The organism is Arthrobacter sp. SPG23 (genome assembly GCF_000876655.1).
Taxonomy (GTDB): domain Bacteria; phylum Actinomycetota; class Actinomycetes; order Actinomycetales; family Micrococcaceae; genus Arthrobacter.
The window spans coordinates 19,479-45,346 of the sequence record NZ_JYCN01000004.1 but is presented as its reverse complement, the minus strand read 5'-3'; the positions used below and the strand labels follow the sequence as shown (position 1 = coordinate 45,346).

The following is a 25,868-nucleotide window of genomic DNA, read 5'->3' as shown; positions in this document are numbered from 1 at the left end:
CCCATGGCTACCAGCCGCAAACTCGCCGTCCTTGGCGCCCTCATGGCAGGAACGATGCTGTTCACCGCCTGCTCGGGCAGCTCCAACAGTTCCGCTGCCATCAAAGACTCCTCCGGGGAGTTCGGCTTCCAGGAGGCCGGCTTTCCGATTGTCAAGGACACGCTGACGCTCAAGTTCTCCGGAACCAAGTCGGCGCTGGCCCCCGATTACAACACCATGTCCCTGGTGCAGCAGTGGGAAAAGGACACCAACATCCACATCGACTGGGAGAACCTCCCGGAGACGGTGTTCAAGGAAAAGAAGAACCTCATCCTGGCCAGCGGCGACCTGCCCGATGCCTTCTTCAACAGCGGGCTCACCGACGCGGAAATCGCCACCTACTCGGCCAGCGGAACACTGATTCCACTTGAAGACCTCATTCAGAAGAATGCCCCCAACCTGTCCAAGCTGCTCGCCGACCGGCCGGACATCAAAGCGGCCATCACCTCCTCCGACGGGCACATCTACTCCCTTCCCTCGATCGAAGAACTGGGACTCGTCCAATTCCCCAACGAGATGGCGATCAACACCGCGTGGCTGAACAAACTGGGCATTCCGATGCCCAAAACCGTGGATGAACTGCATGATGCCCTGCTCGCCTTCAAGACCAAGGACGCCTCAGGCACCGGCAAGACCATCCCGCTGAGCTTCATGCCCGGCTCCTGGTGCGGGGACATTGTTGACCTCATCGCCGCCTTGGGAGGAGTCCCGGACAACATGGACCACAGGATCGTCCAGGACGGCAAGGTCATCTACACAGCCGCCCAGGACGGCTACAAGAAGGCCCTCCAGACCCTGCATACCTGGTACCAGGAAGGCCTGATCGATCCCGAATCGTTCTCCCAGGATGACAAGGCCTACCTGGCCAAGGGCAAGGCCGGCACCGAAAACCTGGGCTCCTTCGTCTGGTGGGAAATCAAGGAAATGGTCGGCGCCGACCGCGCCGGCGACTACAAACTGCTCCCCGTGCTTGAGGGTGTGGACGGCAAGCGGCTCGTCAGCCAGTCCAACAACCAGGAAATTGCCCGCGGCGCCTTCGCCGTGACCCGAACCAACAAGTACCCTGCCGCCACCATCCGCTGGGCAGACAACCTGTACGATCCCATCCAGTCCGCCCAGGCCAACTGGGGCCCCATCGGTGAAACCCTGCAGAAGGACCCCGCCACCGGACTGCTGACGCAGATCCCCGCAGCCGCGGGAACCAGCGAAGGCGAACGCCGCCAGAAGGTTGCGCCGGGCGGCCCGAAGGCCAACACGGCGGAGAATTTCGAGAAGGTCGTGGCACCCGAGCCGCGCGCGGCCGAGCGGCAGAAGACCGTCGAGGAGAACTACAAGCCTTTCGCAGCCAACGACGGCTACCCCCCGGTGGCACTGTCCAACGAGGAAGTGCAGCAGATCAGCACCATCGAGACGGACGTGGCCGCTATCGTCAAGCAGACCACGGCGAAATGGATCGTCTCCGGCGGCATCGAGGCGGAGTGGGACGGCTACGTCTCGCAGCTGAAGAACATCGGCCTGGACAAGATGGTGGACGTCTACCAGCAGGCCTACGACAGGTACCAGAAGAACTCCTGACCTTCCCGCATCCCAGCCGCCGGGCACGGACTTCCGTGCCTGGCGGCTCCATCAGCCTGCCCGGGCCCCCACACTTCCCGCGGCAGCTCCACGAAACGAGACCCTGACCCATGAACACCGCCACGCCCACCCTTGGGGCCTACCGGCCGGCGATGCACTACGCCTGCAAGGACACCTGGCTCAACGACCCCAACGGTTTGGTCTTCCATGACGGCATCTATCACCTGTACTACCAGAACAACCCCTTCGGCAACGTCCACAGCAACATGTCCTGGGGCCACGCCACATCCACCGACCTGGTGAACTGGGACGAGCAGCCGGTGGCCATACCCTGCGACGAAACTGAGGAAATCTTCTCGGGCAGCATCGTGGTGGACCACTACAACACCGCCGGCTTCGGCGCGTCCGGGACCTCCCCCCTGGTTGCCGTCTACACCAGCGCCTACAAAGCCGGCTCAGCCCACGAGGGCACGCAGGCCCAGTCCATCGCGTGGAGCACCGACGGCGGCTACATTTGGGCCAAGTACGCCGGCAATCCAGTCCTCACCAGGAATTCCCCGGAATTCCGTGACCCCAAGGTCTTCCGTTATGACGGACCCGCCGGAACCTACTGGGTGATGGCCGCCGTCGAAGCCCACGACTACGCCGTGCTGCTCTACCGCTCCGACGACCTTAAGAACTGGGAATACCTCAGCACTTTCGGCCCGGCCAACGGCACCGGCGGTATCTGGGAGTGCCCGGACCTCTTTGAGCTGCCCGTGAACGGAGATGCAGGAAACACCAGGTGGGTCCTGACCGTGAACATGAGCCCGGGCGGACCCAACGGAGGATCAGCAGGGCAGTACTTCGTGGGAGACTTCGACGGCGTGACGTTCACCTCCGAGACCACCGTCACGGACGGCATGCAGGACCCGGAGCGCGTGGTTGACTACCAATGGCTCGATTGGGGCCGGGACTACTACGCGGCTGTGTCCTTCAGCAATGTCCCGGGCGGACGGCGGCTCATGATCGGATGGATGAACAACTGGCAGTATGCCAACCACATCCCCACTTCACCCTGGCGCAGCCCCATGAGCCTGGTGCGCGAAGTTTCCCTCGCCTCGATCGACGGCGAACCCCGGCTCGTCCAGCAGCCCGTGCCGGCATGCACCGAGGGTTCTGTTTCCGGCCCGACCCAGCGCCTATCCCTGAACGGCAGCGTAAAGGTCGACGGCGGCAGGGCAGTACAGCTGATCGAGGCCACCTTTACGCCGGGGACAGCGAGCGAGTTCGGTTTGGTGGTCCGCGGCTCCGGGAACGGTTCATCGGGGACCCGGATCAGCATCCGCCCCGGCAGCGGACAACTCATGCTGGACCGAACAAACTCCGGCGACACTGGCTTCCACGAGGCCTTCCCGTCCATCAGCACGGCACCACTGCTGGCAGACGAAGGGACCTACTCCCTGCGGATCTTCGTGGACCACTGCTCGGTCGAAGTCTTCGCCCAGGGCGGACTCGCCACACTCACTGAGCTGATATTCCCGGACCCGCTGCACACCGGCATTACGGTGTTCTCCAACGGGGGCACGGCGGAGGCTTCCCTGCAGCTTACGGACTTGGCATGACCGTGCATCCCAACAATCACGCCGCCCCATCACCGCCGGACGTCCTGGTGGTGGGCGAGTCCCTGGTGGGCGCCTGGGCGTGGACACCACGCTCCTGACGTCCATTGGGGGGACCGGCGCGGCGCCGTGGTTGAAAATCACCTCGCCCGCGCCGGTGTCCGGGTCCTGCCCGGCTCCCGGCTTTCCCACAGCCACCCCAATCGTCATCCCGCGCATTCTTCATACGGGCTCCATAGCAACCTTCCTGGCTCCGGGAGCCGCGGCGGTCAAGGCCCTCCTGGAACAATCACACCCGGAATGCATGGTCACGTACGATCCCAATATCCGGCCGGACCTCCTGGGCACCCAGGCTGAGGCGCGCTCGGTGTTCGAAGAGCTGGTTCCTTTCACAAACGTGGTCAAACTCAGCGATGAAGATGCCTTGTGGCTCTACCCGCGGCACAGTGTCGAAGACGCGGCCTCCAGGATTCTCAAGCTGGGAGCGGAACTGGTCGCCATGACCCTCGGCCCGGGCGGGCGCGAGTCCGCCGACGGCCGAGGAACTGGAAGCTGCGCTCAAGGTACACGCCGCGATCCCGGCCGAGCCGGCCCCGCGCTAGCTTGGCCGGGAAAGGAACCGGCCCCCTAGCGGTGCTTGAATTCGGGCTGCCGCTTCTCCGTGAAGGCTGCCATGCCTTCCTTTTGGTCCTCGGTGGCGAACAGTGAGTGGAAGAGACGCCGTTCGAAAAGCACGCCCTGCCCCAGGCCGGTTTCAAAGGCGGCGTTGACGGCTTCCTTGGCCAGCATGGCCGCGGACTTGGACTTGGAAGCAATCACCTCGGCAACTTTCACAGCCTCTTCCACCACGTCGGCTGCCGGCACAATCCTGGACACCAGCCCCGCGCGCTCGGCCTCCTCCGCGTCCATGAACCGCCCGGTGAGGATCAGGTCCATGGCCTTGGCCTTGCCCACGGCCCGGGTGAGGCGCTGCGATCCGCCCATGCCCGGCAGGACGCCCAGGTTGATCTCGGGCTGGCCGAACTTGGCGTTGTCCCCGGCGATGATGAAATCGCACATCATGGCCAGCTCGCAGCCGCCGCCCAGGGCGAAACCCGAGACAGCCGCCACCACCGGAATGCGGAGCCTGGTGAAATCCTCCCAGCCGCGGAACCAGTCCGCGGCGTACATGTCCATGTAGCCCTGGGCTGCCATCTCCTTGATGTCCGCACCGGCGGCAAACGCCTTGCCGGACCCGGTGACCACCACAGCGCCCACGCCGGGGTCCGAGTCCATGGCCGTGACCGCAGCCACGAGTTCATCCATGGTGGCCTTGTTCAGCGCGTTCAATGCTTCCGGCCGGTTCAGCGTCACCAGCCCCACGCGTCCGCGCCGTTCCACCAGAATGTTCCCGTACTGTTCCGTCATGCCTGACTCCTCACGTGGTTCTGCTTCAAAACTGCCTGGTGCCTTCAAAACTAGTGCGCTGACTTGTCCCGGATGTCCGTGATGATGCCGGAGAAGTCCCGGCCCGCGCCGCCCTCAGCCGCAAACGTATCGTAGATCTCCGATGCCAGCGGCCCCATCCGCGCGGCCACCCCGGTGCTTTGCAGCGCGTTGAGGGCCAGCTTGAGGTCCTTCGCCATCAGAGCCCCGGCAAAGCCCGGCTGGTAGTCGCGGTTGGCCGGGCTGGTGGGCACCGGCCCCGGAACCGGGCAGTTGGTGGTGAGCGCCCAGCACTGCCCCGATGCCGCGGACGCAACATCGAACAGGGCCTGGTGGGTCAGCCCCAGCTTCTCGCCGAGCACGAACGCTTCGCTCACCGCGATCATGGAGATGCCCAGGATCAGGTTGTTGCAGACCTTGGCGGCCTGGCCCGCCCCGTGGCCGCCGCAGTGGACCACTCGCTTGCCCATCACTTCCAGCAGCGGCCGGACGGATTCGAAGTCCTCGGGGTGTGCACCCACCATGAACGTCAGCGTGCCGGCTTCCGCGCCCACCACACCGCCGGAGACGGGTGCATCCACGGCCCTGTGGCCTGCGGCAACCGCGAGTGCCGACGCTTCGCGGGCCTCGTCAACGTTGATGGTGGAGCAGTCCAGGAACATGGTGTCCGGCGCTGCGGCTTCAAGAAGGCCGGGCCGGCCCTCCGTCCCGCGGTAGGCGTCCAGGACGTGCTGTCCGCTCGGGAACATGGTGAGCACCACGTCGGCTCCGGCAACGGCCTCGGCGGGCGTCGCCACCGTGGGTACGCCGTGCTCGCGGGCCGCGTCCAGCGCCCCAGGCACCACGTCGAATCCCGCCACCGTGTACCCGGCCTTGACCAGGTTGACGGCCATGGGCCCGCCCATGTGTCCCAGCCCGAGGAACGCGACGTGCTCCTTCTTCCCGGGTCCTGATGCGTCAGACATTGCGTGCCTCCTTTGAATGCAGGTTGAGTTCCCGGTCCCCCAGCGGCTCGAAGAACCTCTCGACGTCGGCCGCGGAGACCTCGTGCAGGCTGGCCGGCTTCCACTGCGGGTTCCGGTCTTTGTCCACCACCTGCGCACGGATGCCTTCGCGGAAATCGGCACCGGCCAGGAACCGCAGACCCACGCGGTATTCCTGCGCGAGGGCCTCCTCCAGCGTCAGCGTCCGCGCGCGGCGGAGCGATTCCAGTGCCACCTTCACGGCGGTGGGCGACTTCGCCTCGATGGTGTCCGCCGCCTCGCTGGCGGCTTCGCCGTGGAAACTGCGGAGACGGCGGAGGATGTCCTCAGCGTCATCGCTGGCGTAGCAGCTGTCGATCCAGTCCCGTTGCCCGCCCAGCACCGATGCCGGCGGCTTTTCGGCGAAACGTTCGACGGCGGCGTCCGCCGTCTCGGTTTCCAGTGCCGCTGCCAGCGCGGGAAGGTTCCCGGACGCCACATAGTGGTCCGCCAGGCCCAGGAAGAGGGCATCCGCGCCGCTCAGGTGGGCACCTGTCAGGGCAGCATGGGTGCCCGCCTCCCCCGGCGAGCGGGACAGCAGCAGGGTGCCGCCGACGTCGGGCACAAAACCAATGGTGGTCTCCGGCATGCCGGAGCGGGTGCGCTCGGTGACTATACGCACCGATCCGTGCGCCGAAATCCCCACCCCGCCGCCGAGCACCAGGCCATCCATAAAGGCCACATACGGCTTGGGATAGCCGGCTATAAGGGCATTCAGCCGGTATTCGTTCTGCCAGAAGCCGGCCGCTTCCTTCCCTCCGGCCAGCATGTCCTGGTAAATCGCCACAATGTCGCCGCCGGCGCAGAGGCCGCGGTCTCCGGCGCCGTGCACCAGGACGGTGGCCACGCCGTCGTCGTCCGCCCATGCAGTGAGCTGCTCCAGCATGGCACCCACCATCCCCAGCGTCAGCGCATTGACGGCCTTGGGGCGATTGAGTGTGATGACGCCAAGGTGGCCGCGCCGCTCAAACAGGACTTCATCAGCGGGGCCCGCTGCGGGGCTTGCTGCTGTGGTTTCTTCGGTCATCAGCTGCCTTCCGGCATCACGAAGCTGGCGCCCTGGCGGATACCGGAAGGCCAGCGGGTGGTCACGGTCTTGGTCTTGGTGTAGAAACGGAACGCGTCGGCCCCGTGCTGGTTCAGGTCCCCGAAACCGGAGGCCTTCCAGCCGCCGAACGTGTAATAGGCGATCGGCACCGGGATGGGCACGTTGATGCCCACCATACCCACCTGCACGCGGCTGGCGAAGTCCCGGGCGGCGTCGCCGTCGCGGGTGAAGATGGCCACACCGTTGCCGAACTCGTGCTCACTGCAGAGCCGGAGCGCTTCGTCGTAGTCCGCCGCGCGGAGGACGCTGAGTACCGGTCCGAAGATTTCCTCCTTGTAGATCTTCATGTCCTTGGTGACGTTGTCGAAGAGCGTGGGGCCCACCCAGAAGCCGCCGTCGTAGCCGTCCACGGTGAGGCCGCGGCCGTCCGCCACGAGGGTGGCGCCCTGGTCCACGCCGGACTGGATGTAGCCTTCGATCCGCTCCTTGGCGGACGCCGCCACCACCGGCCCGAAGTCCGAGTCCTTGGCCAGGCTGTGCCCCACTTTGAGGTGCTTGACCCGTTCCTCCAGCTTGGACACCAGGGCATCGGCCGTCTCCTTGCCCACGGGAACCGCCACGGAGATGGCCATGCACCGTTCCCCTGCGGAGCCGTAGCCCGCGCCCATCAGGGCATCGACGGCCATGTCCAGGTCCGCGTCCGGCATGATCACCATGTGGTTCTTGGCCCCGCCGAAGCACTGTGCGCGCTTTCCGTGGGCGGCGGCGGTGGCGTAGATGTACTGGGCAATCGGGGTGGAACCCACGAAGCCGATGGCCTTGACCCGCTCGTCCTCGAGCAGCGCGTCCACTGCCTCCTTGTCACCGTTGACCACGTTGAACACGCCGTCCGGGACACCTGCCTCGGTGAAAAGTTCCGCGAGGCGCAGCGGCACGGACGGGTCCCGCTCCGAGGGCTTGAGGATGAAGGCATTGCCCGCGGCCAGGGCAGGTCCGGACTTCCACAGCGGAATCATGGCGGGGAAGTTGAAGGGCGTAATTCCGGCCACCACGCCGAGCGGCTGGCGCAGCGAATGCACGTCGATTCCGGTCCCGGCATTGTCCGAAAACTCGCCCTTGAGCAGGTGCGGGGCGCCGGCGGCGAATTCCACCACCTCAATGCCGCGCTGGATGTCCCCCTTGGCGTCCAGGAGCGTCTTGCCGTGTTCGGAGGAGAGCAGCGCGGCGAGTTCGTCCAGGTGCTCGTTCACCAGGTCCACGAACTTCAGCAGGATCCGGCCGCGGCGCTGCGGATTCATGGCGCCCCACTCAAGCTGGGCCTTCTCCGCGCTGGCAACCACGTTGCGTACTTCGTCGGCGCTGGCCAACGGCACCTTGGCCTGGACCTCGCCGGTGCAGGGATCGTAGACGTCGGCGAAGCGCCCTGAGGTGCCATCCACCCGCTGTCCGTCTATGTAATGGGAAAGCTCGCGAACCATGGCGGAATGCTCCTTTGCATGTGACCTACATCATCCTTGCTGCTGAATATACTCGGACTTCCTACTAAATTCCAGAGCGCCCGGGGCTGCCCCTAAAAGGCTCCCGCCGCCGTCGTGCGTTGGTGTCCCGCCGCCGTCGTGACCTTCTTTGCCCACTTCTGTTCGCATACCCGCCGCCCGCCCCGCGTGTCGGGGCCCGTTCCGGGCGAAATAGGGTCACGACGGCGGCAAACAGCTGCGCTGGACAGATCCCCTGCGCCCAAGTTCGGTAAGTTAGGAACTGTGAAGATTGCTACCTGGAATGTGAACTCCCTCCGTGCCCGCGCCGACCGCGTGGAGGCCTGGCTCGAGCGCAGCGACTGCGATGTCCTGGCCATCCAGGAAACCAAGTGCAAGGACGACAACTTTCCCTGGGAACTCTTCGAACGCATGGGCTACGAGGTGGCCCACTTTGGCGTGAACCAGTGGAACGGCGTGGCCATCGTCTCCCGCGTTGGCCTCGAAGATGTGGAACGGTCCTTCGTGGACCAGCCGGTATTCGGCAAGAACGGCAAGGATCCCATCCAGGAGGCCCGCGCCATCGGTGCCACGTGCGGCGGCGTCCGGGTATGGAGCCTCTACGTTCCCAACGGCCGGGCGCTCGACGACGAACACATGCCCTACAAGCTCAGCTGGCTGGACATGCTGAAGACCCACGCCCAGACCTGGGTCACTGAAAACCCTGAGGCGCAGATTGCCTTGATGGGCGACTGGAACATCGCCCCGCAGGACGACGACGTGTGGGACATCGACTTCTTCCGTGCCAACGCCATGACCCACGTCAGCGAACCCGAGCGCGCCGCCTTCCATGCCTTCGAAGCCGCCGGGTTCCAGGACGTTGTCCGCCCGCACACTCCGGGCCCGGGCGTCTACACCTACTGGGACTACACCCAGCTTCGCTTCCCCAAGAAGGAAGGCATGCGGATCGACTTCGTCCTCGCCTCCCCCGCACTCGCCGCACGCGTGACCGGCGCGTCGATCGACCGCGAGGAACGCAAGGGCAAGGGCGCATCTGACCACGCACCGGTCATCGTAGAGCTGGCCGACTGATGGGGCCGCGATGACGGGCAACATTTACCGCGGCCAGGCGGGCCTGCCTTTCTCCTCCGCGCTGCGGATCTACGAGCCGCTCTCCGCTTTCCCGGAAGAGCAGCGCGCCGCGCTCAGGGCGGCGGGCGCCAGGACGGCCTCCCGCGCAGCCGTGGAAAACGCCGAGCTGCAGGCCTCCCTCGGCCGGATCACACGCCCCGGCGGCGATCCCTTCCCCACCGGGCGCACCGACCTGGTCCGCGTCATTCCGGCTCCCCCGGAGCCTCAGCAACCGGGTGCGCAGAAGTCTTCCGGCGCACCCGATGCGTCCGGAACGGCCGACGCCGGCGCGCAGGGTGACGCCGCTGCCGGCGCCGACAGCGCGGAGCAGGCACTGCTGTACTGCCCCAGCCAGCTGGTGCTGCGGGCGGGTCTGGCCGCCAACGCCCTGATGGAGGGCATCCACGGGCCCCTGGCCGAGCTGCTGATCCCGGAAGAACAGCGGGACAAGCACCAGGAACGCATCGACCTGGTGAAGGCCCGCGAAGGCACCAGCCGGGTCCACACGCGCGCGTCCACCTGGGGCATCCCGTTCAGCTGGTTCTCCCTCTTCAAGGAATCCGATCCCCAGGATGTGGTGGAGTCCGACGGGCGAATCATCACGGTCCGCGTGTGGGCACCGATTGGTGAAGCCCTGGAACGCGTCCGCTATGCCGTGGCCAACCTGGCCCTCGCCGCCCCGGACCTGGACATGCTGGACGACATGACCCAGCTCACCGAGTGGCTGGAACTCTTCCACCCCGGCTCAGTGGTGGAACTGGACTACGGCGCCGTTGCGGACAAGGTGTATCCGGACGATTCACCCATGGACGTGAGGCTCGGCATCGAATGCCTGGCCGAGGGGGATATGACCGGAGCTGCAGCGGCCTACCGGCGGCTTGCCTCCCGCTGGATTCCGATCAGGCAGCTGGCCCGGGCGTCCTAGCCGTTGGACCCGTCCCGCCCGTCCTAAGCGGTCGGTTCTAGGCGGTCTGTGGAGGCGGGGGCGGCGCCGTCGTCCTTCTGACGATCAGCTGGTGGGGCGCAACTTCCGAGTGGACCGCACCGAGGGCGCCGTCCAGTTCATCGAGCAGCATCTTAGTGCCGAGTTCGGCCTGCTCATCAGGCCGCTGCCTCACGGTGGTCAGTCCCATGGCATCCGAGAAATCGTGGTCATCGATTCCGATGACGGACAGGTCCTCCGGCACGCGGACACCCATTTTGTTGGCTTCGAAAATGACGCCCATGGCCATCTCGTCAGACGCGCAGAAGATCGCGGTAGGCTTCGGGCCGGGCCGGGTCCACATCCTGGTGAACGCATCCTGCCCGCTCCGGACCGTGAAGTCGCCCCACTCATCCCACTCCGGACGGACAGGAAGCCCGGAGCCGGCCATGACGTCCTGGAACGCCTTGATGCGGACACGGGGAACATCGAAGTTGAGGTCGGTTTCGTCGTCGCCGTGGAGAAGGGCGATGTCCTTGTGGCCGAGGCTGATCAGGTGCCGGACAGCGGTGGAGGCCGCAGCGTAATCATCGATGCCGATGTAGGGGCATTCCTCCACGTGGCCGCCCACCACCACCAGGGGGATGTCGATCTTCTGCAGGTGCTCGATTTCCTCGTGGGTCAGCGCCATACACAGCACCAGGAGGGCATCGATCTGCTTGTACACCATAGTCTTGCTGAAGAGCCGCTCGCGGTTGCTGCCATGGCCGCCCAGGTTGAACAGCGACAGGTTGTACTGGCGCGCGTGCAGTTCACGGTCTGCGCCTTCGATCGCCTTGGAGAAGAACCAGCGGCTGACGAACGGCGCCAGCACTCCGATGGTTTTGGTCCGTCCCGTGGCCAGGCCCGAGGCGGATGATGAAGCCACATAGCCCAAGGCGCCGGCCACCTCGAGAATCTTTTCCCGGGTGGCCGGCGAAACCCTGGGCAGTCCGCGGACTGCGCGCGAGACTGTGGCAGTAGAAACCCCCGCTGCGGCTGCGACGTCCTCTATGCTGACGCCGGAATGGCCGCCCCGTTGAGCCCTGTCCGTTGTGCGTGCCACAGTTTCCCCTTGCTTGCTGTTCGCAGATTCTTGCTACCTGTGCTTCCCCTGCGGCAACAAGCCAGTCTAATCCGCCCAGCCTTGAGCTCTTGATTAGCTCCTATTTCTTACGCGTAGCGGTCCTTGCGGGCAGGCGACGGCGGAGCCGCACCATGCCATAGAGGGCAAGGAGCACGCCCAGCAGTCCCAGCGCCCATCCGACCGCCGGCTGGGCGGTCACCTCCATCCAGACGGTGACCACCACCAGCACGACAGCCCAGAACCCGAGGAAGCCGATGATGGTGTCGAAGTCCTCCCCGGACCGGGTCCGCCGGTGTTCACTGCGGACCCGTCCGTGGTTCTGTTCCCCGCCCGCAGCCGAACCAGTCACTTGACGGCGCCGGCGGTGAGGCCGGCAACAATCTTGCGCTGGAAGACCAGTACCAGGATTACCAAGGGAATGGTGACGATGGTTCCGGCAGCCATGATGGCCGTGTACGGAATCTGGTTCGGTTGCGCGCCGGCGAAGCTCGCGATGGCAACCGTAACCGGCTGGGTCGCGTCGCTGGACAGCTGGCTGGCGATCAGGAATTCATTCCAGGAGGAGATGAACGCCAGGATGGCCGTGGTGAAGATGGCCGGGGCCGCCAGCGGCAGGATCACCTTTCGGAACGCCTGCCCCTGGGTGCAGCCGTCCACCCGCGCCGATTCCTCAAGCTCCCACGGCATTTCGCGGAAGAAGGAGGTCATCGTGTACACGGTCAGAGGAAGCACGAAGGAGATGTTCGGGATGATCAGCGCCTGGTACGTACCCATCCAGCCGATGTTGGTGAAGAGCTGGAACAGCGGGGTGATGAGGGCGACGCCCGGGAACATGGATGCGCCCAGGATGAAGCCCAGCACCAGGTACTTGAACCGGAAGTTCAACCGTGCCAGCGCGTAGGCGGCGAAAACACCGATCAGCAACGACACCAGCGTAACGACGGCGCCGATGAAAACACTGTTGAGCAGTGCCTGCCCGAACCTGTTGCCAAAGGAGGTATCGAAGGCCGTGTTGAAGTTGTCCAGCGTGATGTGGGTCGGCAGTATCGAGGTGTCGTACGTGAAGTCCACATCCCGGAACGCCGTCACCACCATCCAATACGCCGGCGCCAGGCACCAGATGAGGATCACCGCGGCGCTGATGTAAGTACGCCCCTGCGCGATCTTCTCCCGGTTCTGGGCGGTCTTCCTGCCCCTGTCCTGTTCTGCCCTCAGGGCAGTCGCGGCTGTCCCGGCGCTCATTTCTTCCCCTTCTTACCGGTGGCTCCGCTTTGTTCCACAACGTTTGCTCCCAGGAAGCGCACGAAGATGAATGCGACGAGGAAGATGATGATGAACGTAATGGTGGACAATGCTGCCGCCGCGTTGAACCCTTGTCTGATTTGGTTGATCACCAGGATGGACAGCGTGGTGGTGTTGTTGGCACCGCCCGTCAGGATGTACGGGAGGTCGAACATGCGAAGTGCGTCCAACGTACGGAACAGGATGGCCACCATCAGCGCCGGCTTGACCAGCGGCAGGGTGATCATGCGGAACCGCTGCCAGGTGCTGGCACCGTCAACCTTGGCAGCCTCATACACCTCTGCGGGGATCATCTGCAGGCCGGCGAGGATGAGGAGGGCCATGAAGGGCGTGGTCTTCCAGACGTCGGCGATGATGACCGCCCACTTGGCCGGCCACTCACTGCCGGTCCACAGGATGGTGGTGTTGAACAGCTTGTTCGCGATGCCTTCGAAAGCGAAGATGAACAGCCACAGCTTGGCAGTCACGGCGGTGGGAATGGCCCACGGGACCAGGACCGCTGCACGGACCAGGCTGCGTCCCCGGAAGGTCCTGGCCATGATGAGGGCCATCCAGAAACCGAGGACGGTTTCCAGGGTCACGGTCACCACGGTGAAGAAAAAGGTGGTGGCCGTCGCGGTCCAGAACTGGGCGCCGAGCGTTCCGGGCGGGCAGGCAACCGTGCCGCCGCCGGGAGCGGAGCACTGCTGGGCCAGCCAGTTTACGTAGTTCTGGACGCCTGCGGGACCACCGGCGGTGAAAAGCCCGGTGACGGGATCCAGGCCGGCGTCCTTTTGGAAGGACATAACGAGTGCGCTGATGATCGGGTAAACAATCACTACCGCCAGCGCGATGATAGTGGGAGCCAACAGCCACGACGCCCACCGGCCCTGGCTGGCGATCCGGTTGTCTTCCCCCACCCCCTTGGGTGCGTGGTGGATCTCGGGACCGCCCGACGCCGGCTTTTTTACCGGCGTCGGGCCCAATTCGGTAGCCATGAGAGGCTACTGTCCCGCGCTAGCTGATTCGATGGACTTTTGCATGTCAGACAGTGCTGATTCCACGGACTTCTCTCCCTTGATGGCAGGGTAGGCGTTTTCCTGGATGGCCTTGGTCACCGCCGGGTAGAACGGCGTCACAGGCCGCGGTACCGCGTTTTCGATGGACGTCTTCAGGACCGGCAGGTACGGCAGCTTGGCCACGAGCTCTTTGTCCTCGTAGAGGTCACCGAGCACGGGCGCCAGCGAACCCTGGGTGGCAAAGAACTTCTGCTGTTCTGCGTCGGTGAGGAACTTCACGAAGTCCAGGGCAGTGGCCTTGTTCTTGGAGTACACGCTCACAGCGGCGCTGTGACCACCCAGCGAGGAGGCACCGGGGCCGTCCTTACCGGGCAGGGCGGTCATACCCAGGACGTCCTTAACCTTGGACGATGCTTCGGTGGTGGCCAGGTTGTAAACGTAGGGCCAGTTGCGGTGGAAGAGGAGCTTGCCGTCCTGGAACGCCTGGCGTCCTTCCTCTTCCTGGTAGGTGATGGCTTCCTTCGGAATGTTGCCGTCCGCGTAAGCCTTCGCCAGGTTCTCCAGGCCGGTCTTGGCGTCCGCCGTGTTCAGGCTCGGCTTGCCGTCCTTGTCCAGCACGGAGCCGCCGAAGGAGTTGATCGCTTCCGAAGCGTTGACAGTGAGGCCTTCATACTTCTTGAACTGGCCCGCGTAGCAGCCGATGTTGTTCGCCTTGGCGATGGAGCACATCTGCATCATCTCGTCCCACGTCTTGGGCGGAGTAGGGACGAGGTCCTTACGGTAGTAGAGGATGCCGCCATCGGAGGACACCGGTGCTGCATAGAGAGTGCCCTTGTAGGAGCCGGCCTCAATGGTGGGCTCCAGCATGCCCTTGGTGTCAACCGCCATCTTGTCCTTCAGCGGCTGGAGCCAGCCCTTGGCCGCGAATTCGGCCGTCCACACAACGTCGACGCTGGCAACGTCGTAGTTCGGGTTCTTTGCCTGGTAATTCTGGACCAGGTCGTCGTGCTGCTGGTCGGCGGAGTCGGTCTGTTCCTTGAAGGTGACCTTCTCGTTCGGGTGGGCGGCGTTCCATTTTTCAATGAGGGGGCGGACGACGTTGCTGTTGTCCTTGCCCTGGACGTAGGTGATGGGGCCGCGGCCGTCGAGGCCTTGTTCAGCGTCGCCGCCGCCACCCCCGCCCGTTGTGCCGCCTCCGCCGCCACAGGCGGAAAGGGTTAACGCCAAAACGCCGGCAGCAGCTGCCGGCAAAAGGATTTTAGGGGATTTCATATGAAGAGACTCCTCGCTGAGTGTCGAGCAAAATCGGCGGTGCGGTTGAAGTGGTGACCATCACACTAGTAACGTTGCGGTGAGAAATGCAAGCGTTTACACCGATGTTATGGAAAGGATATCTGTGCCAAACAGCTCAGTTCCCACTCCCGGCTCCTCGATTCCGGCGTGGTGGGCCAGCGCCGTCGTGTACCAGGTCTACCCCCGCTCATTTGCCGACGCCAACGGGGACGGGATGGGCGATCTCCGCGGAGTGACGGCGCATTTGGACCATTTGCACAAGCTTGGCGTGGACGCCGTCTGGCTCTCCCCGTTCTATAAGTCACCCCAGGCGGATGCCGGATACGACGTGGCTGACTACCGCATGGTTGACCCCCTCTTCGGTACCCTGGCGGACTTCGACGAAATGTTGCAGAAAGCTCACGGCCTGGGGCTGAAGGTCATCGTTGACCTGGTGCCCAACCACACCTCGGACGAACACGCCTGGTTCCAGGAGGCCCTCGCGGCGCCCCCGGGTTCACGCGAGCGGGACCGCTACATGTTCCGGCCCGGCAAGGATTCGGTCCCCGGTTCGGGCAAGGGCGACCTGGCGCCGAACAACTGGAAATCCATTTTTGGCGGTCCCGCCTGGACCCGCGTCACGGAGGCCGACGGCAAGCCAGGCGAATGGTACCTTCACCTCTTCGACACCAAGCAGCCGGACCTGAACTGGGACAACGCCGAGGTCCGGGAGGAAATGCGCTCGGTGCTGCGGTTCTGGCTGGACCGCGGCGTGGACGGCTTCCGTGTGGACGTGGCCCACGGCATGGTCAAGGAAGCGGGGCTTCCGGACTGGGAAGGCTCCGCTGCCATGGTGGAGGGTGCCACCGAACTTCCGGGTGAAGCCCATGGCGGCCATACCGAAGCGGAGGAGCCGCACCGCGCCCACGCCGCCGCGGCTCCCCAGCCTGCCGCCGTCGCCGACTCCGCCGTCATAACTGCAGACACGGACGACGACCACCAGGCCGTCTCGCCGCTCTACCCGCCGTCGCCGTTCTTCGACCAGGACGGCGTGCACGAGATCTACCGTGACTGGCACCGGGTGCTGGCCGAATACGACGGCGACCGCATGATGGTGGCCGAGGCCTGGGTAGAACCGGCCGAGCGGCTGGCCCGGTACGTCCGGCCCGATGAAATGCAGCAGGCGTTCAACTTCGACTTCCTGCTGGCCGGCTGGGATGCCGGGCGGACGGCGGCGGCCATTGAGGACTCGCTGCGGGCAGCCGCCACGGTGGGCGCCACCACCACCTGGGTCCTCAGCAACCACGACACGGTCCGGCACACCACCCGCTTTGGGCTGAAGGATCCCACGACCTTCCCGAAGGGCATTGCTGCCGAGGACGAACAGCCTGACGCCGGACTGGGCCTCGCCCGCGCCCGGGCAGCCACCATGGTTTCGCTCGCCCTCCCCGGCTCGGCGTACCTGTACCAGGGGGAGGAACTGGGCCTTCCGGAGCACACCACCGTTCCCGCCGAGGCCCGCCAGGACCCCACCTTCTTCCGGACGAACGGCATCGAGCGGGGACGCGACGGCTGCCGTGTACCGCTGCCGTGGGAAGCCGCCGAGCCCGGTTACGGCTTTGCGTCAGCGTTCACGGGCAGGACACCGGCGGCTCCCTGGCTCCCCCAGCCGGAGGCCTTCGGCGAGCTGGCCGCCGACCGGCAGGACGGCGTCGACGGTTCCACCCTGGAGCTGTACCGTGCAGCACTTGCGCTGCGTAAGGAACACCGGCTGGGCGCCGGGAGCTTCCGCTGGGCCGAGGTGCACGCACCGGAAGACGGGGTGCTCGCCTTCCACAACGGGGACGTGCTGGTGATCGCCAACATGGGTCTGGCCCCCGCCACTTTGCCGGCGGGCTACCGGGTAGCCGTGGCCAGCGCGGAGGAGGCGGTGACGGGCGGCGCACGGAAACTTGCGCCGAACTCCGCCGTGTATCTCGTGGCGGTCTAGCTTATGGCGGGCTAGCGGACGCGTTCCGCCCGGCCGAAGCGTGAACGGGCGCCGGCGCCGATGTGGATGAGCACAGGGACGCGCTTGCCCACGACGGCGTCGAGCGCTTCCACGAGCGCCGAAACATCAGCCGCAAGCAGGTGCGGTGCAACGCCGTGACGGGGCTGCAACCGGATCTTCAACGCCGGCTCGCCGCGGATCTCGTACGTGGCCACCGTGGCGCCGGCCAGGTCCTGCCGCTCGGCCAACGCCGCGCGCAGGGCTTGCTCGGCAACACCGCCGCCGATCCTCACGTTGCCGGGGAAATCCTCGGCGTCGTCCTCGGCAACGATCAGGTTGGCACGGCCCTTGCCCTGCTGGGCCACCCAGGCCACCATCAAGCCAATCACCACTGCCAGCAGCAGCGCGATCACCGCCCACACCCAGCTTTCCTCGCGGCCGGGGATGCCTGTTCGCTGGAGGAGCTGGCTGATGCCGCTCCACACGCCGGCGGACCACTGCTGCCACCACGAGGCCACTGCCGGAACGGTGGCCAGCAGCACCAGCAGCAGCCCGATGACCAGCAGCTTCACACCCAGGATTCCGATCAGGATCCGGTTCAGGGTCCGGGGGGTGTTGTTCATGCCCCGATCACCCCTGACGTGGCCACGTTGACGCGCACTTCGGGCATCGGTTCCGGAGCCATTTCCCGCAGTTCTTCAAGCACGGCGGCCAGGACGGCGTTCTCGCTGACGGGCACTCCCGAGGTGGGCCGCACGTTGACGGTCACCTGGCGTTGGGAGACCACCACCATCACCTGTTCCTGCGTAACGTTCGCGGCCAGCCGGGCACGCCGGGCCAGCGCGGAGGCAATCACTTCGTCGTCAACCACCACTCCGGCGCGGGGGTCAGGGAGTAAATGCCGCGCACGGCGTCCGGGCAGGACGGCATTGAGCAGGAAGAACAGCCCGGCCATGGCCGTCACGGCTCCGAGGACGGCGAGCAGCAGCGGCGGCATCCCCTGCGGGAGCGCGATGATCCGTTCTGCGGCAGTCTGCGGATCGATGAGCCATGGCGGCTGCCCGACGGCGCGCACCGCAGCCTCGAGGAGCCCGTAGCCGCACAAAAGGATCACCAGGACCGCGGCGACCCCGGAGACTCCGGCCCGCGAGGAACGCGTTTCACGGTCCAGGATCCGGCGCATCCCGGCACCCCGGGCATCCGGCGTTTCCCCGCCGGAGGCGCCGCCGGAACTCTTGCCGGAGGCACCGTTTCCCGCTGCGTGGCTGCCCTTGGAGCGGACGTCGGTGGCGTTATTCACTGGACCCTTCCCCCTTCGCTGATGGCGGCGCCGCTGATCCGGATGTCCACCCGGCTCAGCTGCGCCCCGCTAAGTTCCGCCACGCGGTGCAGGATCACGGACCTGGCCGCGACGGCGCGCTCCCGGATGGACCCGCCAAAGCCGGCAACGCGGCCGGGGTCACGCAGGACCGCGGTGAGCGGGGGGATCCTGATGGGCAGGACGAGTGACAACGCCAGCAGGCCGTCGTCGTCGGACCAGTCAGCCCTGACGTCGTGCGCCGGGACACCCAGCGCTTCAGCGGCGGCGGCCCGTGCAAGGCTGGTGAGCGCCTGGGTGCTGATGCGGTTGTGCCCGGCCATCACGGAGCCACCGGCCACGGTTCCGGCCGGGCTGCTCATGACGATGAGCGCCGGCCTGTGATGGCATCGAACACGCTGCGCAGGTCAAGTTTCCCTTCCGCGGCACGGCCTAGGAAGGCGCCGATCCCCATGAACAGCAGCGAGACCAGGAAGCCCCAGACGCCGAACTGGAAAGACATAAAGGCCACGAAGGCCCCCACTGCTATTCCCACCACTGTCAGGTTCACTGGATGGCCTCCCTCTCAGTCCGGGCTTCCACGGGCACGCCTGGCTTTGCCGGCCCTGCCACGTAGACGTCATTGATCTCCACGTTGACCTCGATGACCTGCAGGCCAACCAGCTCCTCCACGGCGGCATAGACGGCGGCACGGACCTGGTCCGCCAGCGAATGCAGCGGCGTCCCGTAGACGGCCACGAGGTTGATGTCCACCGCCACCTGCGTTTCGCCGACCTCCGCGTGGACGCCGGCGGCGTGGTCCGAGCTGCCGACGGCGTCCCGGATGGCCCCGAGGGCACGGGACGGGCCGGTGCCGAGCGAATATACCCCCGGAACGGCACGGGCGGCGATGCCTGCGACCTTGGCAACTGCCGTTTCTGAAATGACGGTGCGTCCGGTGCCGGCCGGCAGGGCAACGGCTGGATCAGCGTGGGCCCCCGGCGCGGGATGTGAATTCTGGTATTCCATCAGGCACTCCCCTTCTCTTGAACACCACCCTATCCCTTGGCCGCGACAAGCGGCCGGACGCCAGTGAAAATCGCCAAGCCGAAATCGGCTATTTGCAGTTGGCGGCGAGCCAGGCCGTTACCGGGGTCATGGCGGCGTCGAACTTTCCGCTGGAGTACACGCTCTGGTCGCTCAGCCCGGCGACGGCCACCGCGTTGAGATTGGTGAAGTCGGCTTTGAGCTCGTCCGGTACACGTTCAGCGGTTTCACTGAGCTCCGCCTTGAGCTGTTCCAGTTCCGCCGTTTTGCCCTGCGCGGCGGACAGTGGAAACAATGAGGCACCCGTGGCCTGCTGGGAAATGGTGGTGCATGCCTCCGCCGCGGACGGAAAGTCCCCAAACGGGCCGGAGCTCTTGCTGGGGCTCGGCGTCGCGGTTGCCGCGGCGGTTCCCGGAGCGGACGACGACGGCGCGCTGCCGGCTTCCGGCGTGGAGCAGGCGGTCAGTGCCAGCGCGGCGAAGAGGGCTGCTGCGGTCAGAGGGCGTGAAAGATTGTTCAAGAGTCACTTTTCTGGTCGAGATTGCGCCGCCCGTTCCCTGGGGGCTTCGAGCGGCAATGGCGTTCTGTCCCCGGCGTGCGAGTCTAGCCCGGATGCCTGCCGGGATCCCAAGCGGCGGGCGCGGCGCCCTCCCCTGAAGGCAAGCGGGCCGGTGATGTGTCCGTATATATAGGTATGAAAACCGCAGGGGCGCCCGGATGGTTTCCGGACGCCCCTGCGGTTGGCTGCGGGTGAGTACCACCCCGCTGCGGGTTTACTTGTAGAGGCCTTCGCCGCCGACCTTGACGTTGGTGGGCAGGTAGCCGAAGGGACCCAGGCCGTTCTTGCCGAAGGTGCGGTCAACCTGGGACACGCCGTCACTGAAGTTGATCTTCACGGTGGGCGACAGGGAGCCGCCGCGGACGCCGTTCACGTTGTCGATGAAGGACTGAACCAGGCCGCCCGGCTGCACGTAGTGCGAGTAGGCCTGGAACTGCCGGCCGTTCTGGTTCGGGGTGGGTGCCTCCGGGGACTCGGACGGAAGGTTCAGGTCCGTGGGCGAGCCCAGGGCCAGGCCGCTGTTGTTCATCGGCTGGTAGTCCGAACGGACGCCGTTGCCCACGAAACCGTAGACGCCGTCGGGACCGCGCATGCCGGCCGCGTAGGTGAACTGGTGGCTGATGGTGAACAGGTAGTACTTGTTCTTGCCGCCTTCATTCTGGATGAAGATCTGCGGACGCTCGGTCTGGTCGTTGACGCAGTTGGCCGAGAGGATCGGCGGCAGGAAGGACCACTTGGTCAGGTCCTTGTTGTCCGCCACTGCCAGCCCCACGTTGGCGGTCTGGTAATAGGCGCCACTGCTGTTGACCTCGTTGACGCTTTCCGCGTTCGGGTCGCCGGCCTTGTAACCGAGGTCCTCGGGCTTGCACTCGTATTCGCCGCGGGTTCCGCCGGTGTTGCCTTCGAAGACCATGAAGGTCTTGCCCGGGTGGGCCGGGTCAGCGAACGTGTACGGGTCGCGGAAGGCGAAGCCGGGGTTCTGGGCCTTGTTCTGGTACATCTTGCCGTCCGGCTCAAGCAGCTTGGTGTGCTTGAAGCCGTCGAAGGTCACGCCGTTCTTGTCGGCGTGGATCTTGCCCAGCGCCTTGGCGATGGCCGCGTCCGGGGCAATGCCGCCGCCGCCTGCGTTGCGCTCGGCGACGTCGTAGAACGTGGTGGCCGTGTAGAACACGTTCACCTGGTCACCCTGCATCAGGCGGGTGGAGCCGGACCATTCGGTGTTGCCGATGGAGGCGCCGTCAGCGAAGACGTGGCCACCGTAGTTCCACTTGTCCTTGGCCGGATCGGCGTTGGTCTTGCGGAAGAAGTAACCAATCCGGGCGTTCCAGTGGCGCTGGTCGAAGCCGTAGCCTGCGTGGCGGTCGGCAACGAGGGAGAAGATGACGTCCCAGCCCTTGTAGCTGATCTGGTTGGCGTTCTCGTCCGTCAGGGACCAGGTGTCCCAGACCCAGACGTCGTCGTTCATCGCGGGGAAATCCTCGGGGATTTCCGGCATGGTGACATCCGGGCTCATCGAGTTCTGGCCGGGAGCCACTGTGGAGTCGCTCTGCGCCATGATCTGCTTGGCATCGGCGCGGGTCCACTTGGAGGTGAAGTCCGCCGCCGGATCGTAGGCCGCCTGGCTGTGATCGGTGGGCAGCGGGAAGCCGGGGGTGGGCGCCGGCATCTGCTGGGTGGCGGGCGGGTCCGAGGGTTCGTTGGCCTGGGCCGACGGAACGGCAAGGAAGGCGGAGGCCGCCACGGCCGCTGCCAGTGCTGCGGCGGCGGGGCGCCACCGCAGCATCCGGTGTGTATTGGGGTGCTTGTGCATTTTTGCTCTTCTCGCGGAGTTGAGACCATTCGTGGAAGACGGGCATATGCCCTCATTCCCCGATACTCCGGCTTTCCCGATGACACGGCAGGCGTCATCGAGGACGCCTTTGTGTCGAGGGGGACGGGGCTTGGGTAGGGCCCCGGAGGCGATTCGGAAAGGACTCCTTTCCTGCGCCGCTCTCTACGCTGGCACGCTGAAGCAGGCTTATCAAACCGTGTTTCAAGGCTCCAAAAACCGAGTTTCGCTCCAAAAGTGCAAGCGCTTACATTGCCCATTGCGCGCGCGTGACACATCAGATTCCGTGAGTCAAATGTTGCAGTATAAATCAGACTTAGTGTGAAATGTCACCCTGCAGCCACCCGAAATTCACCTTCCGCGACGGATTGGAAGGGGCTCACCCCGAGCCTGTCACCAGCACATCCTGATACGCTGCCCGGCCGTCGAACACGTTCAGTCCCACCCTGCCGGAGGACAGCGAGGCATCATTGACGGCGAGGATTTCGACGCCGTCGAGCTTCACCGTCAGCCGCTCCCCCGCCGCCGCGGCCTCCAGGCTGTAACTGACGCCGTGGCTGAGCAGCACAGGAACACTGGCCAGGACGCTCGCGGCGGGATCGAAGACGCCGTCCTGCAGCTTGAAGATCCGCGCCAGCCGCAGGTTCGGGTCCAGGTTGACGTAGTACGCCGTAGCGCCGTCGGCCGAGGCCCGCAGCAGCACCGAACCGGCGCCGCCGTAACCCCGCCCCGGCACCTGGTCGCTCCTGAGCATGGCGCCCGCGTAGGGCTCGCCGCCGAAGCGCACGGTCGCAACCACCCGGACATCCGAGTAGGTTGCCGTGCTCAAGGCGGTGGAGTCCTTGTCGAACGTTCCGGCCAGCCCCGCTCCCGTCCCTTCCCAGCGGCCGCCGGGAACCACGGCATAGGAACCCAGGTTGTGCCGGGCGGTGCCGGTCGCCGCGGGCAGGACGGCCGACGGCGGCGCCGCGGTGAGGCGGGACGTGTCCGCCAGCTCGTGCACTTGGGCGGACACCAGCCGCGCGGTCCCGCCCGTGGTGCTGAAGGACAGCCCCGTGGAGGACGGATCCGGGAAGACCAGGGAAGTGATGGCGGCCGTGCCGTCCCCGCCGAAGAGTTCCACTGAGGAGGAATCCACCAGCGCACGCAGCTTCACCCGCCGCTCGGTCCCGCCTCCGGCCGCTGCCACTGTCTCGGAACTCCACGCCGTGCTGGAGTCGTCCGCCGCTGTGCCCGCGAAATACCGGGTGAGATCTTCCCGGCCGGATTGTCCGCGGTCCACCGTCATGGTGCCGGCTGCGGTGCCCGTCGGTGCGTCTGTTCCCGTGCCGGCGGCATAGCGGATCAGGGTTTCCTGGGCGGTGCCGGCGGCGGTGCTGTCCGCCGCGCCTTTCCGGAGCCCGAACGTGAAGCCCGAGGCGCCGCCGGAGGACGGGATGGCCACCTCGGCCGCCAGCTCAAACGACCGGCCGGAGGCAGCAGCCAGCGGGTTGGCTGACGTGGGCGTGACCGTGACGTCGGACGCCTGCCACGTGGACGTGCGCAGCCCGGCCAGTTCGGTTACGGGTTCCTGCGCCAGCCGGAGCCCGGCCCCTGGAATGTCCTTGAGACTGAGCTGCCGCGGGACACTCAACTGCCCGTTCCAGCGGCCGGTGGGCGGGCTGAAGGCATAGTCCCAGTTGCTCATCCAGCCCAGCATGATCCGCCGGCCGTCCGGTACGCCGAAGAAGCTCATGGCAGCGTAGTAGTCGCGGCCGGAATCGGCCTGCAGCACCTGCTCCGGGTCCGTGTCCGCAGTGAAGGACGTCCCGTTCCATGTTCCGGTGACGTATTGCGCCGAGGAGCCGTTGGTGGGCCTGACGGCACCGGTGCTCCACCAGAGCACCCAGCGTTTGGCGCCGGGCTGCCCTTCCACCGGCAGCTCGAAGAAGTCCGGACATTCCCAGACTCCGCCGCGGACCCAGTCGCCGTAGCCGAACGAGCTCGTGAACGTCCAGTGGACCAGGTCCGTGGACGTGTGGAAGCGCAGGTGGTCCCCGGCGGCCACCACCATGATCCATGTGCCGGTGGCGGCGTCCCAGGTGACCTTGGGGTCCCGAAAATCCCAGCCGCCATCCGGGCCGCCCGGATTTTCCACCACAGGCGGACCCTGCACGGTTGACCAGGTACGGCCGTGGTCCTTGCTGTACGCGGCGTGCACGGACTGGTTCCCGTTGGGGGCGTCGTGGTTGAAGCTCGTGTAGAACGCGACGAGCCCCTGCCCGCCGCCGAACAGTCCGCTGGAATCGTTGGCGTCCACCACTGCGGAGCCGGACCAGGACTCGCCCGCGGCAAGGTGCGGCAGGGCAATGGGCAGTTGCTTCCAGTGCAGCAGGTCGGTGCTGACTGCGTGGGCCCAGCGGCCGCGGTCCTGGTGGAACAGGTGATATTCGCCGTCGAAATACACCAGGCCGTTGGGGTCCGAACTGTTCCCGGAATTCTGGCTGTAGTGGTACCCGGGCTGGTAGAGGCCGTTCATGTAGCCGGCGGCGTCGTCCGCGCGGACGTTCTGGAAGTAGGCGCCCCCGCCGCTGACCCGCAGGCCGAAGCCGCTGCCTTCAGCCGGCCCCGCCGGCCCGGCGACGGCCTGGACGCCGTTGATCAGCGCCGCGGCCTGCCCGCCGCGGACGGTGAGCTGGATGCGGTTGAGCTGGCCGGCGGCAAAGCTGTCGGGCGGGACCACTCCGCCGGCAAGGACGGTCCCCGTGGCGCGGTCCTTCAGGACCACCGTCCCGGCGCCGGGGTCCACCCTGAGTTCGGTGCCGCCGGTGCCGCCGGGCGCGCTCCGGACCACGACGGCGGCCGTGGCCGGGGCGGCGACGTCCAGGTCCAGGGACGCGACGACGTCGGACGCCACCGCCGGAACGAAGCGTGCGGCGTCCGTGCCGGCGGCCAGGCCGTCGGTTGCGCCGCGAAGGCCGCGGGCGTCCGGTTCCCAGCTGCCTGCGGCGGTACGCCAGCCCTGCAGGGAGGTGTCCAGGCCTTTGAGGGCCATGCCTTGGAAGACGGCGCTGCCATTGAAGGCCAGCAGCCCCACATGGCCGGAGCCGTGGGTGGTGTCCGTTGCCGTGATGGCCGGGGCGTAGCCGTTCGGGTCCATCAGGTCCGTCTGCCAGTGCACGGCGAGCTGCCCGCCGTCGGCCGTCACCCGCAGCCGGTACACCGCGTTGACGGTGATGTCCGTCGCGAAGGTGCCCAGGGTGGCGTTGTCCTCGATCCTGTACAGCCGCAGCCGGCCGGCATTGGCGTCCACCTCCGCCGCGTAGCCTGCCGTTCCCGAAGAGTTGGCGCGGAACAGGACGGCGCCCACGGCACACGCGGACGTCACGTGGACGTCGGCCCTGAAATCCGTGACCTGCGGCGCCTGGTCCGTGGCGACAGCCCTGAGGTTGGCGCCGGCCGGGGCAGTCCCCCGGAATCCGGTAGCAGTGGCCGTCCAGCCCTGCCCGTCAGCCAGCCAGCCGCTCACGTTGGCGTCAACGCGGCGCACCCGCGGCTCGCTGAAGTTCACGGACCCGTTGTAGGCGTGGAGGCCCACATGGCCGCCCTGGTAGCGCTGGTCGGAGGCATCGATCCGCGGCACTCCGTCCACCGCCACGTAGATCCGGGCTCCGTCCACATGGACGTCCACGGCGTAGCTCCGGCCGGTATCCAGCGCCACCGCGGCGGGAGGTGCCACATCCTGGCCCGTGGCCAGGTCGAACAGCCGGACCCTGTCCAGGTTGGGATCGATGGTGGCCGCATAGCCGCTGCTGGCATCGGCCGCGCTGCGGAACACCAGGGCGCCCACGGCGTACGGGCTGCCGGGGTCGACTGAGACTCCGGCCGTGTACCGGGCGGTGCCGCTGATCAGCTGTTCGCTGATGGCGGCGGCGTTGTGGTCCGGCTCCGCGACGGCGGCCTGGCCGCCGTCGGGCTGCCGGGTCCAGTGTCCGCTCACGGCCACCACGTCCGGCATGGGGCTGGTGCTGCTCCCCAGCGTCACGGGTCCTGCCGGGGAAGAGCCGCCCGGGACGGCCTGGGCGGATGGAGCCAGCATGGCCTGGACAAGGACCGAACCGGACCCCGCGGCACCCAGGCCGAGTGCGGCCGCGGTAAAACCTGCAACTAACCTTTTGGACATTCAGATCGCCTTTGATCCTGGAATTCTCCGATAGGGGCATCGATTGCTC

General features: G+C 66.3%; 23 protein-coding genes. 6 read left to right on the top strand and 17 right to left on the bottom strand.

All coding sequences use genetic code 11. The annotated features are described in order from the left end of the window. Positions 1-3: 3 nt before the first annotated feature. The 3 genes from TV39_RS01905 to TV39_RS21515 all read left to right on the top strand — a co-directional run bounded on the left by TV39_RS01905 (position 4) and on the right by TV39_RS21515 (position 3,846). Positions 4-1,614 (top strand): ABC transporter substrate-binding protein, encoded by a 1,611-nt coding sequence (locus tag TV39_RS01905; RefSeq protein WP_043477573.1) that lies wholly within the window; start codon positions 4-6, stop codon positions 1,612-1,614. A gap of 110 nt (positions 1,615-1,724) precedes the next feature. Then, a complete protein-coding gene (locus TV39_RS01900; protein ID WP_043477570.1) occupies positions 1,725-3,218 on the top strand; it encodes a glycoside hydrolase family 32 protein in 1,494 nt (497 codons plus the stop codon). 79 nt (positions 3,219-3,297) lie between these two features. Beyond that, positions 3,298-3,846, top strand: coding sequence for a hypothetical protein (locus TV39_RS21515; protein ID WP_200890928.1), 549 nt, complete (start codon positions 3,298-3,300; stop codon positions 3,844-3,846). On the opposite strand, the gene TV39_RS01890 is transcribed toward TV39_RS21515, so the two are convergent. From TV39_RS01890 to TV39_RS01875, 4 genes are read right to left on the bottom strand one after another with little or no spacing between them, the layout of a single operon-like run. Further along, complete coding sequence (locus TV39_RS01890; RefSeq protein WP_043477569.1) at positions 3,843-4,622, bottom strand: enoyl-CoA hydratase; 780 nt, start codon at positions 4,620-4,622, stop codon at positions 3,843-3,845. The two genes, TV39_RS21515 and TV39_RS01890, sit on opposite strands and share 4 nt — an antisense overlap. Before the next feature lie 50 nt (positions 4,623-4,672). Continuing rightward, positions 4,673-5,605 carry a 3-hydroxyisobutyrate dehydrogenase gene (mmsB, locus tag TV39_RS01885; RefSeq protein ID WP_043477566.1) on the bottom strand — a complete coding sequence of 311 codons (933 nt, stop codon included), beginning with the start codon at positions 5,603-5,605 and terminating at the stop codon, positions 4,673-4,675. Then, entirely contained in the window at positions 5,598-6,689 is a 1,092-nt protein-coding gene (locus TV39_RS01880; RefSeq protein ID WP_043477563.1) for an enoyl-CoA hydratase/isomerase family protein, read from the bottom strand. Before TV39_RS01880 ends, mmsB begins: the two co-directional genes overlap by 8 nt. Then, positions 6,689-8,188 carry a CoA-acylating methylmalonate-semialdehyde dehydrogenase gene (locus tag TV39_RS01875; protein ID WP_043477561.1) on the bottom strand — a complete coding sequence of 500 codons (1,500 nt, stop codon included), beginning with the start codon at positions 8,186-8,188 and terminating at the stop codon, positions 6,689-6,691. Before TV39_RS01875 ends, TV39_RS01880 begins: the two co-directional genes overlap by 1 nt. 282 nt (positions 8,189-8,470) lie before the next feature. On the opposite strand from TV39_RS01875, the gene TV39_RS01870 reads away from it, so the two are divergent. Both TV39_RS01870 and TV39_RS01865 read left to right on the top strand, forming a co-directional pair. Then, complete coding sequence (locus TV39_RS01870; RefSeq protein ID WP_043477558.1) at positions 8,471-9,277, top strand: exodeoxyribonuclease III; 807 nt, start codon at positions 8,471-8,473, stop codon at positions 9,275-9,277. A 10-nt stretch (positions 9,278-9,287) separates the two neighbouring features. After that, positions 9,288-10,241 (top strand): hypothetical protein, encoded by a 954-nt coding sequence (locus TV39_RS01865; protein ID WP_043477554.1) that lies wholly within the window; start codon positions 9,288-9,290, stop codon positions 10,239-10,241. Positions 10,242-10,278: 37 nt separating this feature from the next. Here the strand turns inward: TV39_RS01865 and TV39_RS01860 are convergent, their stop codons facing one another. The 5 genes from TV39_RS01860 to TV39_RS01840 all read right to left on the bottom strand — a co-directional run bounded on the left by TV39_RS01860 (position 10,279) and on the right by TV39_RS01840 (position 14,936). After that, complete coding sequence (locus tag TV39_RS01860) at positions 10,279-11,343, bottom strand: LacI family DNA-binding transcriptional regulator (protein WP_043477552.1); 1,065 nt, start codon at positions 11,341-11,343, stop codon at positions 10,279-10,281. A gap of 100 nt (positions 11,344-11,443) precedes the next feature. After that, positions 11,444-11,713 carry a hypothetical protein gene (locus TV39_RS01855; RefSeq protein WP_043477548.1) on the bottom strand — a complete coding sequence of 90 codons (270 nt, stop codon included), beginning with the start codon at positions 11,711-11,713 and terminating at the stop codon, positions 11,444-11,446. Beyond that, positions 11,710-12,606, bottom strand: coding sequence for a carbohydrate ABC transporter permease (locus TV39_RS01850; RefSeq protein ID WP_043477545.1), 897 nt, complete (start codon positions 12,604-12,606; stop codon positions 11,710-11,712). The genes TV39_RS01855 and TV39_RS01850 overlap by 4 nt, the downstream gene beginning before the upstream one ends. Further along, on the bottom strand, positions 12,603-13,643 hold the full coding sequence (locus TV39_RS01845) for a carbohydrate ABC transporter permease (RefSeq protein WP_043477543.1): 1,041 nt from the start codon (positions 13,641-13,643) through the stop codon (positions 12,603-12,605). The genes TV39_RS01850 and TV39_RS01845 overlap by 4 nt, the downstream gene beginning before the upstream one ends. A gap of 6 nt (positions 13,644-13,649) precedes the next feature. Next, positions 13,650-14,936 carry an ABC transporter substrate-binding protein gene (locus tag TV39_RS01840; protein WP_043477539.1) on the bottom strand — a complete coding sequence of 429 codons (1,287 nt, stop codon included), beginning with the start codon at positions 14,934-14,936 and terminating at the stop codon, positions 13,650-13,652. A 109-nt stretch (positions 14,937-15,045) separates the two neighbouring features. On the opposite strand from TV39_RS01840, the gene TV39_RS01835 reads away from it, so the two are divergent. Next, positions 15,046-16,926: a glycoside hydrolase family 13 protein gene (locus TV39_RS01835; RefSeq protein WP_043477536.1), complete on the top strand. Its 1,881-nt coding sequence runs from the start codon at positions 15,046-15,048 to the stop codon at positions 16,924-16,926. An 11-nt stretch (positions 16,927-16,937) separates the two neighbouring features. Here the strand turns inward: TV39_RS01835 and TV39_RS01830 are convergent, their stop codons facing one another. The 8 genes from TV39_RS01830 to TV39_RS01795 form a co-directional block, all read right to left on the bottom strand. Continuing rightward, positions 16,938-17,549, bottom strand: coding sequence for a hypothetical protein (locus TV39_RS01830; RefSeq protein ID WP_043477533.1), 612 nt, complete (start codon positions 17,547-17,549; stop codon positions 16,938-16,940). Then, entirely contained in the window at positions 17,546-18,226 is a 681-nt protein-coding gene (locus TV39_RS01825) for a DUF6286 domain-containing protein (RefSeq protein WP_043477530.1), read from the bottom strand. The genes TV39_RS01830 and TV39_RS01825 overlap by 4 nt, the downstream gene beginning before the upstream one ends. Further along, on the bottom strand, positions 18,223-18,606 hold the full coding sequence (locus TV39_RS01820) for a hypothetical protein (protein WP_043477527.1): 384 nt from the start codon (positions 18,604-18,606) through the stop codon (positions 18,223-18,225). The genes TV39_RS01825 and TV39_RS01820 overlap by 4 nt, the downstream gene beginning before the upstream one ends. After that, positions 18,603-18,794, bottom strand: a complete 192-nt coding sequence (locus TV39_RS01815) for a DUF2273 domain-containing protein (protein ID WP_043477524.1) — start codon at positions 18,792-18,794, stop codon at positions 18,603-18,605. Before TV39_RS01815 ends, TV39_RS01820 begins: the two co-directional genes overlap by 4 nt. After that, positions 18,791-19,252, bottom strand: a complete 462-nt coding sequence (locus TV39_RS01810) for an Asp23/Gls24 family envelope stress response protein (protein ID WP_043477521.1) — start codon at positions 19,250-19,252, stop codon at positions 18,791-18,793. Before TV39_RS01810 ends, TV39_RS01815 begins: the two co-directional genes overlap by 4 nt. Before the next feature lie 88 nt (positions 19,253-19,340). Beyond that, positions 19,341-19,790, bottom strand: coding sequence for a hypothetical protein (locus TV39_RS01805; RefSeq protein ID WP_043477518.1), 450 nt, complete (start codon positions 19,788-19,790; stop codon positions 19,341-19,343). A 253-nt stretch (positions 19,791-20,043) separates the two neighbouring features. After that, positions 20,044-21,639 (bottom strand): glycoside hydrolase family 68 protein, encoded by a 1,596-nt coding sequence (locus tag TV39_RS01800; RefSeq protein ID WP_043477515.1) that lies wholly within the window; start codon positions 21,637-21,639, stop codon positions 20,044-20,046. 397 nt (positions 21,640-22,036) lie between these two features. Beyond that, the gene (locus TV39_RS01795; RefSeq protein ID WP_043477513.1) at positions 22,037-25,819 is read right to left on the bottom strand and encodes a glycoside hydrolase family 32 protein; all 3,783 of its coding nucleotides are present in this window, start codon (positions 25,817-25,819) and stop codon (positions 22,037-22,039) included. Positions 25,820-25,868 lie beyond the last annotated feature (49 nt).